Annotated in this window: 15 protein-coding genes; 8 read left to right on the top strand and 7 right to left on the bottom strand. The window is 58.4% G+C overall.

The window, feature by feature from the left end; translation table 11 throughout:
* Positions 1-45: 45 nt before the first annotated feature.
* Genes dnaQ through DevBK_RS13635 form a run of 4 tightly spaced genes read right to left on the bottom strand, consistent with a single transcriptional unit; the run spans position 46 to position 2,785 of the window.
* Positions 46-753, bottom strand: coding sequence for a DNA polymerase III subunit epsilon (gene dnaQ, locus DevBK_RS13650; protein ID WP_061908895.1), 708 nt, complete (start codon positions 751-753; stop codon positions 46-48).
* Complete coding sequence (gene coaE / locus DevBK_RS13645) at positions 753-1,349, bottom strand: dephospho-CoA kinase (protein ID WP_061908479.1); 597 nt, start codon at positions 1,347-1,349, stop codon at positions 753-755. The genes dnaQ and coaE overlap by 1 nt, the downstream gene beginning before the upstream one ends.
* Complete coding sequence (locus DevBK_RS13640; RefSeq protein WP_317185850.1) at positions 1,350-2,177, bottom strand: shikimate dehydrogenase; 828 nt, start codon at positions 2,175-2,177, stop codon at positions 1,350-1,352.
* Positions 2,174-2,785, bottom strand: a complete 612-nt coding sequence (locus tag DevBK_RS13635; RefSeq protein WP_317185849.1) for a Maf family protein — start codon at positions 2,783-2,785, stop codon at positions 2,174-2,176. The genes DevBK_RS13640 and DevBK_RS13635 overlap by 4 nt, the downstream gene beginning before the upstream one ends.
* 445 nt (positions 2,786-3,230) lie before the next feature.
* Between DevBK_RS13635 and hemE the strand changes: the two genes are divergently transcribed.
* From hemE to DevBK_RS13595, 8 genes are all read left to right on the top strand, one after another.
* Positions 3,231-4,256: a uroporphyrinogen decarboxylase gene (gene hemE / locus DevBK_RS13630; RefSeq protein WP_317185848.1), complete on the top strand. Its 1,026-nt coding sequence runs from the start codon at positions 3,231-3,233 to the stop codon at positions 4,254-4,256.
* 8 nt (positions 4,257-4,264) lie between these two features.
* Complete coding sequence (hemJ, locus tag DevBK_RS13625; protein ID WP_061908475.1) at positions 4,265-4,690, top strand: protoporphyrinogen oxidase HemJ; 426 nt, start codon at positions 4,265-4,267, stop codon at positions 4,688-4,690.
* Between the two features lie 246 nt (positions 4,691-4,936).
* A complete protein-coding gene (gene rho, locus DevBK_RS13620) occupies positions 4,937-6,202 on the top strand; it encodes a transcription termination factor Rho (protein ID WP_061908474.1) in 1,266 nt (421 codons plus the stop codon).
* A 28-nt stretch (positions 6,203-6,230) separates the two neighbouring features.
* On the top strand, positions 6,231-7,502 hold the full coding sequence (gene mnmE, locus DevBK_RS13615) for a tRNA uridine-5-carboxymethylaminomethyl(34) synthesis GTPase MnmE (RefSeq protein WP_317185847.1): 1,272 nt from the start codon (positions 6,231-6,233) through the stop codon (positions 7,500-7,502).
* A gap of 159 nt (positions 7,503-7,661) precedes the next feature.
* A complete protein-coding gene (gene mnmG, locus DevBK_RS13610; RefSeq protein WP_317185846.1) occupies positions 7,662-9,524 on the top strand; it encodes a tRNA uridine-5-carboxymethylaminomethyl(34) synthesis enzyme MnmG in 1,863 nt (620 codons plus the stop codon).
* Entirely contained in the window at positions 9,524-10,171 is a 648-nt protein-coding gene (rsmG, locus tag DevBK_RS13605) for a 16S rRNA (guanine(527)-N(7))-methyltransferase RsmG (RefSeq protein ID WP_317185845.1), read from the top strand. Before mnmG ends, rsmG begins: the two co-directional genes overlap by 1 nt.
* Before the next feature lie 21 nt (positions 10,172-10,192).
* Entirely contained in the window at positions 10,193-10,993 is an 801-nt protein-coding gene (locus DevBK_RS13600) for a ParA family protein (RefSeq protein WP_317185844.1), read from the top strand.
* Positions 10,994-11,002: 9 nt separating this feature from the next.
* Positions 11,003-11,878 carry a ParB/RepB/Spo0J family partition protein gene (locus tag DevBK_RS13595; protein ID WP_061908891.1) on the top strand — a complete coding sequence of 292 codons (876 nt, stop codon included), beginning with the start codon at positions 11,003-11,005 and terminating at the stop codon, positions 11,876-11,878.
* Positions 11,879-11,934: 56 nt separating this feature from the next.
* Here the strand turns inward: DevBK_RS13595 and holA are convergent, their stop codons facing one another.
* The 3 genes from holA to leuS are packed head-to-tail and all read right to left on the bottom strand — an operon-like array spanning position 11,935 to position 16,047.
* Positions 11,935-12,957 (bottom strand): DNA polymerase III subunit delta, encoded by a 1,023-nt coding sequence (gene holA / locus DevBK_RS13590; protein ID WP_317185843.1) that lies wholly within the window; start codon positions 12,955-12,957, stop codon positions 11,935-11,937.
* Positions 12,957-13,460, bottom strand: coding sequence for an LPS assembly lipoprotein LptE (lptE, locus tag DevBK_RS13585; RefSeq protein ID WP_317185842.1), 504 nt, complete (start codon positions 13,458-13,460; stop codon positions 12,957-12,959). The genes holA and lptE overlap by 1 nt, the downstream gene beginning before the upstream one ends.
* A complete protein-coding gene (leuS, locus tag DevBK_RS13580; protein ID WP_317185841.1) occupies positions 13,447-16,047 on the bottom strand; it encodes a leucine--tRNA ligase in 2,601 nt (866 codons plus the stop codon). Before leuS ends, lptE begins: the two co-directional genes overlap by 14 nt.
* Between the last annotated feature and the right edge of the window lie 104 nt (positions 16,048-16,151).

Below are 16,151 nucleotides of genomic sequence, written 5' to 3'. Positions count from 1 at the left end.
TTGTAGCTGGCGTCTCACCCAGACTAGGTGAGAAAGGACCAAAAACTATTCCGCCGCTTCGACTTCGGCGTATTGGGCCCAGATCGCCGTTTCGCCCATCTTGGCGATGAAAGCGTCGTGGGCCTCGGCTTCGGCGAAGGAAATACGCGAGGGGAGGGGCATAGGGCGCGGACGGGCCGCAACGCGGGTAAGAAGGCTCTCGCTACCGTCGCTTTCGGCCTCGGCAATGAGTGCGAGGCTGACCTGCTTGCCGCCGATCAGTTCGAGATAGACTTCGGCAAGAATTTCACTGTCGAGCAGCGCGCCGTGCAGCGTGCGGCGCGAATTGTCGATGCCATAGTGCTTGCAGAGGGAGTCGAGGCTGACGCGGGCGCCCGGGTGCTTTTTGCGCGCGAGCATAACGGTGTCGATGACTTCGTTGTCGAGCTTGCTGAGCCCGGCCCAGCCGAGTTCGGCATTCAGAAAGCCCATGTCGAAGGGTGCGTTGTGAATGATGAGGCGCGCGCTATCGACGAAAGTACGAAACTCATCCGCCACGGTTTTGAACAATGGTTTGTCGGAGAGGAACTCGCGGCTCAAACCATGCACGCGAAACGCCTCTTCGGGCATGTCGCGTTCAGGATTGATATAGACGTGAAACGTCTTTCCCGAAGGAATGTGGTTGATCAGTTCGACGCAGCCGATTTCGACCAGACGATCGCCTTCGGCATGGGACAGACCCGTCGTTTCGGTATCGAGAACGATTTCCCGGATCATTGTTTTGGGTCCCTTGTCTTCAATGCTTCAACCAATGCGGCGACTTCCGCGTCGATTATTTTGCGCGAGCGCGCCGTATCGAAGAGATAGGTGGCGCGCTTCTTCTTTTCATCCTGCGGGAGCTGGCGGGCAAGGATAGCATCGCGCTTTTCCACGGTCATACCCGGTCGGGCCATGATGCGCTCGTTCTGAATGTCTGGGTCGACAACCGTCACGGCAATGGCGTCGAAGCCATAATCGTGGCCGCTTTCAAAAAGCAGCGGCACTTCAACCGCAGCGATAGGCTCGCCAGCGCGCTCCGCCTTATCGAGGAAAGCAGCGATCTTTTCGCGCACCAACGGATGCACCAAGGCTTCGAGTTTTTTGAAACCCGTGGGATCAACGGCAAGGCGGCGGGCAAGTTCTTGGCGATCAATCCGACCGTCCTTGGCGACCCCTGGGAAAAGCGCATCGACCGGTCCGACGGCTTCACCTTCATAGAGTTCGGCCACTGCTTGATCGGCTGAGAAGACCGGCACACCGGCCTTGGCAAAAGTTTCGAGCAAGGTCGATTTGCCGGTGGCGATGGAGCCGGTAATTCCGAGGCGCCACATCTAATGATCCAGGGTCGCTTCAATGCGGGCGCGCAGTTCCGGCGTCACCGTCGGGCGGACCCCGAACCAATCGGCAAAGCCAGGAACGGCCTGATGCAAAAGCATGCCGAGCCCATCGACGGTTTTCAGCCCGGCAGCCTGTGCATCGGCGAGGAGCGGCGTGACCAGTGGTGAGTAGACGATGTCTGTCACAGTTGTGTCGGAGCCAAGCACGTTAAGATCGAAATTCTCGAACCGCGTACCATGCATGCCGACCGATGTCGTATTCACCACAAGTCCCGCCAAGGGCGCAGCGCAGTTAATTTCATCCAGTTCGCAGAGGGAAATCTTACCACCCAGCATACTGGCGAGTGCGTCGGCCGAACGGCGGGTACGATTAGCAAGAATAATCGGAATATTTCTACTCTGCAGGGCCACCAAGATAGCGCGGGCCGCCCCACCTGCTCCAATGACCAACGCCGCCTTGAGATCTTTATCCCAGCCCGGCGCCTTATCATCGAGGTTGCCCAAAAATCCGAGATAGTCGGTATTATATCCGTGCACTTTACCTTCGCGCACGACGAGCGTGTTTACCGCACCGATGGTTTTGGCGAGATCATCGACGCTGTCGCAGAGCGCGAAAACCGCTTCCTTATGGGGGATGGTGACATTGCCGCCGGCAAATTCACCGCCCCGAAGCCGATTGAAAAAGTCGGGCAAAGCGTCTGGCGCGACATCGATGGCCTCATAGCTGCCATCGATGCCGTATTGCGCGAACCAGGTGCCATGGATAAGCGGGGAGCGCGAATGGGCGATGGGGTGCCCGATGACGAAGGCTTTGCGGGTCACAACTGGTCCGGTGATTTTGAGAAAAGCTCAGGCGCGAAATCCCGCAATGCGCCGAGAAGCGGCAAGAGCGGCAGGCCAAGGATCGTAAAGTAGTCGCCGACCACTTTTTCAAACAGTTGGATGGACGGGCCCTCGAGCCGATAGCCACCGACCGAAGACAAAGCCGCTTCGCCTTCCGCGCCCAAAATCCTGTCGCGCTCGCCGGCGTCGAAATCGCGCATGGTCAATTCAGCGGTTTCGATAGCGGACCAGATCAGATTGCCGCCACGAACGAGCGCAACCGCTGCATGGAGGCGATGGGTCTTGCCCGCGAGATGATCGAGCTGGCGCGCAGCGTCAACCATGTCGATGGGCTTGTGGAGGAGCTCGGTCCCAAGCGCCAAAGTTTGATCGGCGCCGATCACAAAGGCTTCAGGATAGAGTGCCGAGACGGCCTCTGCCTTGGATCGCGCAAGCAGCGAAGCGAGGTCGCGGGCATCGGCCCCATCGCCCAAAGCAGATGCTTCGAGCGCACGTTCGTCGATGGTGGCAGGCGAAATGGAAAACTGCAGACCTGCCTTTTCCATCAAGGCCTTACGCGTCGGACTGGAGGAAGCAAGGATCAACATGGGAGAAGTTTTCCACACTGTCATCCCCAGCTCAAGCCGCATTTGTGGGAATGACTCGTAACTTTGCGCAGACCGCAGACTTGTTCGACCTGTTCGTTAAAAAGTTAACAATTCCTTTCCGAGGTCGGCGGAGAGGGGCTGGGGGAATCATTGGGGACAACTGGATTTGCGCGGAGAGGATTATCGACTCCCTCATCCACAGGCGAATCCGAATCATTGACTCGGGAGTCGCCTGATTAAGGCCTTCTTAAACTTCGTTAACGGGTGCGGCGAGCGGGAAGCGTCACAGGTATTAACAGACCCTTAACGACGTGCTGCGCGCAAGTGCCGCCACATGCGGCGATTGTGGAGCGCCATGAATTGCAGATAAACACCGCCATAAAGAAGAAGATACGAAGACAAAGAGTCTCTTTTAGGTTTTGAAAGGGACGAAAGGGCAAGCGCGGTGACCAAGAAGAAATTGCTGGCAACGGTTCTCGGAGAACGCCAGGACACACCCCCGATCTGGATCATGCGACAGGCAGGACGCTATCTGCCGGAATATCGCGAGACGCGCACCAAGGCCGGCAGCTTTTTGGATCTCTGCTACAATCCTGAACTGGCCACCGAGGTGACGCTGCAGCCGCTGCGCCGCTTCGACCTCGATGCTGCGATCCTCTTTTCCGATATTCTCGTCATTCCAGATGCGCTGGGGCAAAAGGTTCGCTTTGAACAGGGTGAAGGCCCCATGCTTGAGCCGCTCACCACAAGCGGTGTCGATCGGCTGGAGCGCGGTGGGGCTTTAGAGCATCTGGCTCCTGTGCTGGAGACGGTGAAGCGCCTCCGGGCGGCCCTTGCTCCTGAAAAGACCCTGATCGGCTTCTGTGGCTCTCCCTGGACCGTGGCGACCTATATGCTCAATGGCCGGGGCTCGCCCGATCAATGGGTGGCGCGGCGGTTTGCGCTCGAGCATCCGGAAAGCTTTGCCAAGCTCATGGAGGTGCTGGTTGAAACAAGCGTCGATTATCTCGTTGCCCAGCTCAAGGCCGGCGCCGATGTGGTGCAGCTTTTCGAAAGCTGGGCGCTCAACCTCGACGATGCAGCGTTTACGACCCAGGTGATCGAGCCCAATCGACGGATTGTCGAAGGCGTGCGGGCCCGCGTGCCCAATGCACCGATCATCGGTTTTCCGCGTGGCGCTGCCGGTAATTTGCGGCGCTATGCCAATGCCACTGGCGTCAATGCGCTGGGGCTCGACTATGCAACGCCGCTCAACTTTGCCCGCGAGCATCTGCCAGCTGATTTGCCGGTTCAGGGCAATCTCGACCCGCTGCGCCTCGTCATCGGCGGTGACGCCATGGAGCGCCGCGTGATCGAGATCAAAGAGGCCTATGCCGATCGTCCGCATATCTTCAATCTCGGGCATGGTATCGTGCCGGAAACGCCGATCGACCACGTGGCCAAGCTCGTCGAACTGGTCAAGCAGGGCTAGGTGCAGACATGTATGAATGGGTAAAGGCGCTGCATGTGATTTCGGTCATCGCCTGGATGGCCGGCATGCTCTATCTGCCGCGGCTGTTCGTCTATCATTCGGTGACGGAGAAGGGCACGCCGCAATCCGAGACGTTCAAGATCATGGAGCGCCGGCTGCTCAAGGGGATCATTAACCCCGCCATGATCGCCACCTGGGTCTTTGGCCTGACCATGATCCATCTCGGGGGCGTCGATTGGGGTTCGCTCTGGCCTTGGTTCAAGGCCGCTTTCGTCATCGGCCTTAGCGGTGTCCATGGCATTCTCGCCGGCCACGTCAAACGCTTTGCGCGCGACGAAAACGTCAAGCCGCAGAAGTATTTTAGGATCATCAACGAAGTGCCGACCGTGCTGATGATCGGCATTGTCATCATGGTCATCGTCAAACCGTTCTGATGCTTTTAAGCCGTACCGTTTGCCACGGGCTCATTCCGATAGTTGACGGCGCGGCGTTTCACGTGAATCCACCATGCCGCAAAATTCTCGCTGCGGCTTGGGTTCCACCTTGAAACCCGCTTTGGATCGCGCTACATGGATCGCAACGCATCCCTCCTAAGGCGCGGCCGATTCCGGTAACGCGCGGTGCTCTCCCCCAAAATAAAAACTCTCCTCTACGATTTACCCCAAGGGTCCATCGCATCCATGCAGAATATCAAGCTCAGCGAGCTCAAGGCCAAATCCCCGGCCGAATTGCTGGCGTTCGCCGAAGAACTCGAAGTCGAGAATGCTTCGACCATGCGCAAGCAAGAGTTGATGTTCGCCATTCTCAAGGAATTGGCATCCCAGGACATCGACATTGTCGGCGAAGGTGTGGTCGAGGTCTTGCCTGACGGCTTTGGCTTCCTGCGCTCTCCCGATGCCAATTATCTTCCCGGCCCTGATGACATCTATGTCAGCCCGAGCCAAATTCGTCGCTTTGGTCTGCGAACGGGCGACACGGTCGAGGGCGAAATCCGCTCTCCCAAGGAAGGCGAGCGCTACTTTGCGCTGCTTAAAGTCAGCACCATCAATTTCGAAGATCCAGAGGCCATTCGCCACAAGGTCAACTTCGACAATCTCACCCCGCTCTATCCCGAAGAACGCCTCCGCATGGAGATGCCCGATCCGACGTTGAAGGATCGTTCTGCGCGCTTGCTGGATTTGGTAGCACCGCTCGGTAAGGGCCAGCGTGCTTTGATTGTTGCGCCGCCGCGTACTGGTAAGACGGTATTGTTGCAAAATATTGCACAATCGATTGCCACCAACCATCCCGAATGCTATCTCATCGTGCTCTTGATTGACGAGCGTCCGGAAGAAGTCACCGATATGCAGCGCTCGGTGCGCGGCGAAGTCATTTCCTCGACCTTTGACGAGCCAGCATCTCGTCACGTTCAGGTCGCCGAAATGGTGATCGAAAAGGCCAAGCGTCTCGTCGAACACAAACGTGACGTCGTCATCCTGCTCGATTCGATCACGCGTCTCGGCCGGGCTTACAACACTGTGGTGCCAAGCTCCGGCAAGGTCCTCACCGGTGGTGTCGACGCCAATGCCCTCCAGCGCCCGAAGCGCTTCTTTGGCGCGGCGCGGAATATTGAAGACGGCGGTTCCCTCACAATCATCTCCACGGCGCTGATCGATACCGGTTCGCGCATGGACGAAGTGATCTTCGAAGAATTCAAGGGTACCGGTAACTCGGAAATCATTCTCGACCGCAAGGTCGCGGACAAGCGAATCTTCCCTGCGCTCGACATCACCAAGTCGGGCACGCGTAAGGAAGAACTGCTGGTCGAGACGGACATTCTCAAGAAGATGTACGTGCTCCGCCGTATTCTCAATCCGATGGGCACGATCGACGCCATGGAATTCCTCATGGACAAGGTCCGCCAGACCAAGACCAATTCGGATTTCTTCGATTCGATGAATACCTGATCTCAAAATGCTAGCCGGCGATACGATCATGGCGCTGTCTTCGGGCGCCCTGCCATCCGGCGTTGCCGTCATCCGCCTCTCGGGCCCAAAAGCTCGGGAGGCGCTGCTTTTTATGACCGGCGATCTACCCAAGCCAAGAACGCTGGCCTTGCGCAAGATTGGCGCTGATCGGCAGCTTGATCATGGTCTCGTTGCCTGGTTTCCGGGGCCAAATAGTTTTACCGGCGAGGACTGTGTGGAGTTTCAGGTCCACGGATCTCCTGCCGGTGTAAAGGCCATATTGCGCACCCTTGGTGACTTCGGTCTTCGCCTCGCCGAGCCGGGAGAATTCACGCGACGGGCATTTGAAAACGGGAAGCTTGATCTACTGGCTATCGAGGGCCTTGGCGATCTGCTTAGTGCGGAAACCGAAAAGCAGAGACAACAAGCCCTCGCGCGGTATGACGGCCGACTAACTGCGACGGTCGATGCCTGGCGTGAGACTTTGCTCAATCTTCGCGCTGAAATTGAAGCCCGCCTCGATTTCTCTGATGAAGGCGATGTTGACGAAGATCTACCGGAAAGTTTTCAGTCTGAACTTTCCGCGCTGAAACACTCGATTGAAGCTACTCTGGCGAGCGTCATCAGCGGACGCATCGTGCGCGAAGGCATTCGAGTGGCGCTTGCTGGGGCGCCAAATGCTGGGAAATCCAGCCTCATCAACGCTCTTTCAAAGTCCGATGTCGCCATTGTCTCAGATGAGGCTGGCACGACGCGCGATGTGCGCGAAGTCCCACTCGATATCGGTGGACAGTTGTTTATCCTGCTCGATCTAGCCGGTTTGCGGGATACCGCAAGCAAGGCAGAAGCTGAAGGTATTCGTCGGGCGGAGAGGGCAATTGCCGATGCCGACATCCTGCTGTGGCTTGTGGCACCGGACGTTGACGATACCACAAAACCAGCGACATCGGCCCGAGTCATTACCATCGGCACGAAGGCAGATCTTGATGATAGAACAGGATTTGATCTGACCGTTTCGACCGAGACGAGCCTAGGTTTGGACGCGCTCATTACGCGTCTGAGCGAGATTGGCGGAACGCTGGCAGGTAGCGAACCAGCGCTCGTGAGCCATGAACGAGACCGCGTTGGCCTACAAAACGCGATCGATGCTCTTGCTCAAACCCGGGCTGGACTGGCGGACTGGGAGCTGGTTGCGGAATCTCTCCGACACGCGTCACAGGCCCTGGAGCGGCTTATTGGCCGGGTCGATGCTGAGCAGGTCCTAGATCGCTTGTTTTCCAGCTTCTGTATCGGAAAATGATTCACGTGAAACATTTGCGGCGGGTGCCACCATTTAGTGATTCACGTGAAACAACACTTTCTGTTCTCAAGAGCACCAAAAGTCGATAAGACAGCCCCAATCACCAGACATCGCCAGCGTAAACGCCTTAGCGGGCGTTGTGGACATTAAGGACAAGCCATGACGGACTATGCTGTCATCATCGTAGGCGGAGGTCATGCCGGGTGCGAAGCTGCCGCCGCATCAGCACGACTTGGTGTTCCCACGGCGCTTATCACTCATAGCTTTGCCACTATTGGCGAAATGAGCTGCAACCCAGCTATTGGCGGGCTTGGTAAAGGCCACCTGGTCCGGGAGATCGATGCGCTTGATGGTCTTATGGGCCGCGTCGCTGATGAGGCAGGCATTCAGTTTCGTGTGCTGAACCGCCGGAAAGGACCGGCCGTTCGAGGACCAAGGGCCCAAGCCGATCGCAAGCTCTATCGCAACGCCATGCAGGCCGCGATAACAGCCCAGCCAAACCTTGATGTCATCGAGGGTGAGGTTGATGATCTCGAAGTCACCGATGGGGTCATATATGGCGCCGTACTGCTAGATGGTCGTCGGTTTTCCGCGAAGGCAGTCGTGCTAACGACCGGCACTTTCCTGCGTGGCCTTATCCATCGCGGCGAAGAAACGGTGCCCGCTGGCCGAATTGGGGAAAAGCCCGTGCTCGGGCTTTCGACGCGACTCGAAAATCTTGGTCTGCAACTTGGTCGCTTAAAGACGGGCACACCGGCGCGCCTTGACAAAACATCGATCGATTACAGTGTCTTGGAAGAACAGCCTGGCGATAATCCACCAGAGGCATTCTCGGCGCTGACCACTGCGATCACTACACCGCAGGTGTCGTGCCACATCACGAGGACGACGAGCGAAACGCATCGGATCATCTCGGACAATCTGCATCGTTCAGCGATGTACTCCGGCCGGATCCAATCGCGCGGCCCGCGTTATTGCCCATCGATCGAAGACAAAATTGTGCGCTTTGCCGATCGCGATAGCCATCAGATTTTCCTCGAGCCCGAGGGCCTCGAAGAGAATACGGTCTATCCGAACGGGCTCAGCACCTCGCTACCCGCGGATGTCCAAGACGCTTTCCTTCGCTCGATGCCTGGCCTTGAAAACGTTAGGATTGTTCGGCCCGGCTATGCGATCGAATATGACTACGTTGATCCGCGCGAGTTGCGGCCTACCCTTGAGGTCAAGCGCCAGCCTGGGCTTTATCTTGCGGGTCAGATCAACGGCACGACGGGATATGAAGAAGCCGGCGCGCAGGGCCTTCTCGCTGGCGCCAACGCGGCTTTAGCTGCAAGCGGGCAGGGACCTTTGATCCTCTCGCGCACAGATAGTTATCTCGGCGTGATGGTCGATGATCTGGTAACGCGTGGTGTATCCGAACCCTATCGCATGTTCACCTCGCGTGCTGAGTTCAGGCTACATCTGCGCGCTGATAACGCCGATCAGCGGTTGACTCCGCAGGGCATGGAAAAGGGCTTGGTCACAGAGGTCCGCGAAGACCTCTTTGAGACAAAGCTAACTTCGCTGACGGCGGGCCGAAAGAAATTGCACGCGTCAGTTGCTTCGCCGAGCCAGGCGCGCAAGGCTGGCATTCCCATCAACGAAGACGGCAAGCGGCGTTCGGCGTTCGAGATTTTGTCTTATCCCGCTCTGGGCTGGGACGATATCGTGAGACTTTGGCCGGAACTTTCAGATGTTCCGGAGGCCGTGCGAGAGCAGCTTGGAATTGATGCACAATATGCTGTCTATCTCGACCGTCAGCAGGCGGATATTGAAAGCATGCGGCGCGATGAGACGCGTCACATTCCAGATGAGATGGATTATAATGCCATTCCTGGACTGTCGATGGAACTGCGACAGAAGCTGTCCCAATTCCGTCCGCAAACGATCGCTCAGGCCCAGACCATGGACGGTATGACACCCGCTGCGGTAACGCTCCTTCTGGCCGTTTTGCGTCGCGGTGACCTCCGGAAAGCTGGCTGATGGCTGACTACACTGCCATAGCCCCCTATGCTGGCCATTTCTCAAGACCAATCGACGCAGTCGGCAAGGACTTGGAAACCTATGCTGCGCTGCTCAAGAAATGGCAGGCGGTTCAGAATCTTGTTTCACGTGAAACGTTCAGCTCAATTTGGGAGCGACATTTCGCCGACAGCGTGCAGGTTACTGCGCTGCTTAAGGACGACGACAGGCACTTCCTGGATTTCGGAAGTGGCGGTGGCTTCCCAGCGCTGCCACTCGCTATTGCCTCAAAGGGGACCGATCGTTCCTTCGTGCTGATCGAGCCGACTGCTCGAAAAGTTAGCTTCTTGCGCACCGTCGCGCGTGAGCTTGGGCTGGCCGTGACAGTGATTGGGCAGCGGAGCGATCAAATTGATTCACGTGAAACACCTGTCCCCGATGTCATCACGTCTCGCGCCCTCGCTGCAATGCCGCAATTGTGCGCGTGGATGGAACCATTTTTCGCTGCAAAAACAAGGGCCTTGCTTCACAAGGGGCGGGAACATGTTGAAGAACTCCAGGATTCGGGTGCGCATTGGCACCATGACGTGGTAGTAAACAAGAGTGACACTGATCCCGGCGGCGTGATCCTGACGATCACGAATCTTCGAAGAAAATCAGCGTCTTAGCGGCAAAAGTGGAGGCCTTTCTTGGCACCCCGAATCCTGACTCTGGCCAATCAAAAAGGTGGCGTCGGTAAAACGACGACTGCTATCAATCTTGCGACCGCGCTTGCTGCTATCGGCGAACGTGTGCTGATTGTCGATCTCGACCCCCAAGGCAATGCCTCCACGGGTCTTGGCATTTCGCGCACGGATCGTGAAATCTCCGCTTATGACGTCTTGGTAGGCGAAGCCACGGTGACGCAGGCGGCGATCATGACGAGCGTGCCCAATGTCGCCATTGTTCCGTCGACGATGGACCTTTTGGGCGTCGAGTTGACCATTGCCGGGCAGGGCGACCGCGCCTTTAAGCTCCGCGATGCTTTCAAACAGCTCGGCGATCTCCGGATCAACGATCAACCGGTGAGCTATATTCTGATCGACTGCCCGCCGTCGCTCAATCTTCTTACGATCAATTCCTTGGTCGCCGCAGATGCTGTGCTTGTGCCGCTGCAGTGCGAGTTTTTTGCCCTAGAAGGATTGAGCCAGCTTTTGCAGACCATCGAGCAGATCCGGTCCACGCTCAATCCACGTTTGTCTATCCAGGGCGTCGTCATGACGATGTTCGACAAACGCAATAATCTATCCGAACAGGTTCTCGCCGACGTGCGCAGCGAAATGGGCGAGTTGGTCTACGATACCGTGATTCCGCGCAATGTGCGCCTGAGCGAGGCGCCATCTTATGGGAAGCCGGCGTTGCTTTACGATCTTAAATGCGCGGGTAGTCAAGCCTATTTGCGCTTAGCCACCGAAGTAATTCGCCGCGAACGCCGGCTGGTTGCTGCCTAGGAGCCCATGATGACTGACAAACCCACTCGTCTTGGCCGCGGGCTCGCAGCACTTATCGGCGATATGCATTCCATGGAACCCGCGCGGGTCACCGAAAGCGGGTCGAGCGGCAAGCGCTTGCCGGTTGATTTCATTATTGCCAATCGGGCAAATCCGCGACGCACCTTCGACCCAGGCCAACTCGAAGAGCTGACCAATTCGATCCGTGAAAAAGGCGTGATGTCGCCTTTGCTTGTTCGCCCTACGGATGATCCCAATATTTTCGAGCTGATCGCCGGCGAGCGCCGTTGGCGCGCAGCGCAAAAGGCCGGGCTTCACGACGTCCCTGTAATCGTCCGCGAAGTGGATGACAAGGAAGCGCTCGAGCTCGCTATTATCGAAAACGTCCAGCGCGCCGATCTCAATCCTCTCGAAGAGGCCATGGGCTATGGCCAGTTGATCGAGCAGTTTGACTACACGCAGCAGGATCTGGCGCAGGTGATCGGCAAGAGCCGCTCGCATGTGGCCAATACCCTGCGCCTCCTCAAGCTGCCTGAGGATGTACGGGGCATGGTGTCGAGCGGCACACTGACCGCCGGTCATGCGCGCACGCTTATCACCGTCGAGGATCCCTCGGGCTTGGCGCGTCAGATCGTCGATAGGGGCCTTTCGGTGCGCGAAGCTGAAGCCCTGAGCCAGCAGCGCGAGGCGCCTGTTCGCAAGGCGCCGATCGCCGAGCCCACGCGCGATGCCGATACTGTGGCCCTTGAACGTCGGCTTGCCGATGTCTTGGGTCTTTCCGTTTCGCTCAATCACTCCGAGCGCGGTGGGCGGGTCGAGATCCGCTACAAGACCTTGGAGCAGCTCGATGCCCTTTGCCACAAGCTAACCGGGCAACATAATTAGTTCGCTAATCGTTTTGAGCTAGGTGGCCTCTGCTATGCAGAGGCCGTTATCGCTGTTCAGTGCTGCGCTGCCATCATGCAGAGGGCTAGGGTCGTCCGGTGTAAGATGGCAGTGGCCAAGGCAGGCTTGCGTCGACTGTCGCTCGTCGCCTGCAGCAGCCGTTCGGATGCAATGGCCAGAGCTGGGTCTGTCCAGAGCCGCAATTGCTGTTCGAGCTGACCGATCCGCGAAAAGTGGGGCTTGGGTTTCACAGCTTCGAGCACGGCCCGCGGCGGTTTACCTGCATCGACGTCGACGCGCCAACGGCGCAGATTGGCAAAGTGGTTGGTCAGCATGGCGAGAAGCTGCTGCGGATTGACTGCGCTTGTCAGCGCCCGGTTGAGCGCCAATTCCAGCTTTTCGGCGTGGCCGCCGCCTGTTGCGTCCAAAATGGCATCGATCGCCAAGGCGCCATTGTCGGCGCACAGAGTCAGCACATCTTCGCGGGTCAGCGTTTTGGTTGTCGCAGCGAAAAAGGTCAGCTTTTCAAGTTCGCGGCGCGTAATTTCGCGATCATTGCCAAGGATTTCGCGCAGGGTGGGAATGACGTCGGAATCGATCCGGATACCGGCTTGGTTGAAATTCTCACGCATGAGATTGGTGAGCGTTTCATCGGTGTCGGGATAGCAGGGCAGGGCGCGGCCCATCTTGGCGGCCTCGACCAGCGCTCGGAGCGCATCGCGCGGGGCAAGATTACCACCTTCGAGAACGATCGCCGTCCCACCGGGATCGTCTCGCAGCTCGGTCAGGGGCATGACAAGGCTTTTGCTGGCGCTGCGCACGCGAAGGATGCGTTTGCCGCCAAAAAGCGAACCGCTGCGTGCTTCGGTAATTAGCAGGCCAGGTTCGGCGTCCAGTTCTGGCCCATCAAAGGTAATGACATCGGCCGAAGCGATGTCGTCACCAGCAAGATAGCGGATCAGACGCTGGGCTGTTTCCCGCACAAGGCCGCCATCGGGGCCATAGGCGAGAAAAATGCCCTCCGTCAGGTCTGGCCGCGCAAGAAAACGCTGAACCTCATGTGCCTTAAGCGCGGTCATCAGCCCGCAAGCGCTGCCAAAATGGCAAGGCGTAGCGATTCGGCGGCGGCGCGGGCGGCGCGTTCCTGCGCCTCCTGATCGGCCTGCGTATCGGCAAGCACCTGGCCACTATGGGTCAGCTGCGCCTTGGCCGTGCGGGTAATGCTGATTGGCTTGTCGCTGCCCGCATCCCTGGCAGTAATCGTTGCCGTGGCGGTCACCGTGGCTTCGTAGGGGGTATTGGGATTGGTCGTCGCGCTGAGATAGGGCGCCGACACCGAACCCGAAACCGAGAGCGTCACTAGGGGCACGGTCGGCGTCGTGGTTTCGCCGAGGCGAAGCGATAGTTCCTGATAGACCACCTGTTCGAGCCGCGTTGCTGGCTTGGCGTAGGCGAGCTGGAGCTGGGGGGTCTCGGCCAGCCGGCCCGAATAGACCGGCTGGAACGAACAGGCGCCCAGGCCCGCCGAAACGAGCGCCAGGGGCACGATGAAAGCGAGGCGCTTCAGCCTAGACAACGACATTGACGATCCTGTCCGGCACCACGACGATTTTCTTCGGTGCCTTGCCTTCGAGAATGCGGACAATTTCGTCCATCGACAAGACCAGACGTTCGACTTCAGCTGCGGGCGTGCCCTTTGCTACGGTGATTTCGGCGCGGCGCTTGCCATTGACCTGGACCGGCATGGTGACGGTGTCGTCGACCAGCATGGCCTCGTCCACCTCCGGCCAGCTTGCGTCGGCAACGAGACCGGACTTGCCGAGCGCCTCCCAGCAGGTTTCGGCCAGATGCGGCATCATCGGCGAGAGCAGCACAGTCAGCTTTTCCGCGCCTTCCCTGATGGCTGCGCGGGTTTCCGGGCCGATCTGACCTTGCAGGGTCTTGGTCAAAGCATTGGTCAATTCATAGATCTGGGCGACGGCGCGGTTGAAGCGCAGGCCTTCGATATCCTTGCCAATGCCGTCGACGCTACGATGGATCACACGGCGCAGCGCCAGCGCATCTTTGGCGTCAGTGGCTGTGGTTTCAGCTGCACGTTGATCGAGTTCGATGGCCTCGGTGACCAAGCGCCAGACGCGCTGCTGGAAGCGGCTGGCGCCTTCAACGCCGGCCTCTGTCCATTGCACGTCGCGCTCTGGCGGGGAGTCCGAAAGCATGAACCAGCGGGCGGTATCAGCGCCATAGGTCGCGACGATTTCGTCCGGATCGACCACGTTCTTCTTGGATTTGCTCATCTTTTCGACGGAGCCGATGGTGATCGGTGCGCCGGTTTTAAGATCCGTGGCGGTACGCGTATCGCCCGTGGCTTCGATCAGAATTTCGGTCGGGTTCACCCATTCGCCGGCCTGAGACTTATAGGTCTCGTGGGTCACCATGCCCTGGGTGAAGAGGCCTTTGAATGGTTCGCTCAGGTCGACATGGCCCGTCGCTTTCATTGCGCGGGTGAAGAAGCGCGAATAGAGCAGGTGCAAAATCGCGTGCTCGACGCCGCCGATATATTGATCGACCGGCAGCCAGCGATTGGCGACGGCGGGAACCGTCGGCGTATCGGCGTGTGGGGCCGTGAAGCGGGCAAAATACCAGGACGAATCGACAAACGTGTCCATGGTGTCGGTTTCACGCCGCGCCGGACCGCCACACTGATGGCAGTGGACATGCTTCCAGGTCGGGTGATGGTCGAGCGCGTTGCCCGGCTTGTCGAACGTCACATCTTCGGGGAGTTTAACCGGCAAGTCTTTCTTGGGCACAGGAATCGTGCCGCAGACTTCGCAGTGGATCACCGGGATCGGGCAGCCCCAATAACGTTGGCGCGAAATGCCCCAATCGCGCAGACGATATTGCGTCTGGGCCGTGCCCCAGCCGTTTTCTTCGAACAGCGCCAAGGTTTTAGCCATGGCCTCTTCGTTGGTCAGGATAGCGCCGTCTTCACCAAACCAGCGGACGTATTTCACCTTCTCGGTCTTTTGCGGCACGAAAGCCTCGGTGCCGACCGGTTTGTCGCTATCGAGCGGCATGAAGACGTCGAGCACGGGCAGGTCATATTTGCGCGCGAAATCGAGGTCGCGCTGGTCATGCGCCGGGCAGCCAATGATGGCGCCGGTGCCGTAGTCCATCAAGACGAAATTGGCGATGTAGAGCGGCAGCTCCCAGGTCGGATCAGCCGGGTGCAAGACCTTGAGACCGGTGTCGAAGCCGAGCTTTTCGGCGGTATCGATGGCTTCCTGGGCCGTGCCGATGCGATGGCAGGCTTCGATGAAATCAACGATTGCCGGATTGCTTTCCGCCAGGTGCTTGGAGAGCGGATGATCCGCCGCGATGGCGGCAAAGGTCGGGCCGCGCATCGTATCGGCGCGGGTCGTGAAAACCGGCAGTGTTTCAAAACCCTGCGGCGCGTTCTTCACCGTAAAATTAAAGCTCAGACCCTGCGACTTGCCGATCCAGTTGCGCTGCATGGTGCGCACTTTTTCCGGCCAGTCGGTCAGCGTATCGAGCGCCTCGAGCAGGTCCTCGGCAAAGTCCGAGATTTTGAAGAACCACTGGGTCAGCTCGCGCTGTTCCACAGGGGCGCCGGAGCGCCAACCCTTGCCGTCGATCACCTGCTCATTGGCGAGCACGGTCATGTCCACCGGGTCCCAATTGACCTTGGAGGATTTTCGCGTGACGAGCCCGGCTTCGAGCATGTCGATGAACATCGATTGCTGGTGTTGGTAATAGTCGGGCGAGCAGGTGGCGATTTCGCGTGTCCAGTCGATGGAGAGGCCCATCGACTTGAGCTGCGCCTTCATCGCTTCGATGTTCTGGTAGGTCCATGACCCCGGATGGGTATTGCGCTCGATAGCGGCGTTTTCAGCCGGCAGGCCGAAGGCGTCCCAGCCCATGGGGTGCAAGACGTTCTTGCCGCGGGCGCGATGATAGCGCGCGACGACGTCGCCCATGGAATAGTTGCGGACGTGGCCCATATGGATGCGCCCCGATGGATAGGGGAACATTTCTAGGACGTAATAGCACTCGCGCGGATCGTCATTGGCGGTGACGAAGCTTTTGGCGTCGTCCCAGATCTTTTGCCATTTCGGTTCGCTTTCGCGCGGATTGTAGCGTTCGCCGCTCACTGTGCTCGTCCTTGAAGATGCTTTGCCCTGGCGGCTCAAAGAGCTCGCCAGCTTGCGCTTTTCGGGGTTTTTGGCTACCGGACCATCACCAGAAATCCCCTCCA

It is taken from the genome of Devosia sp. BK, assembly GCF_032907385.1.
In the GTDB taxonomy this organism is placed as follows: Bacteria; Pseudomonadota; Alphaproteobacteria; order Rhizobiales; family Devosiaceae; genus Devosia.
The sequence above is the reverse complement of the archived record's forward strand: the minus strand, read 5'-3'. Positions and strand labels throughout refer to the sequence as shown.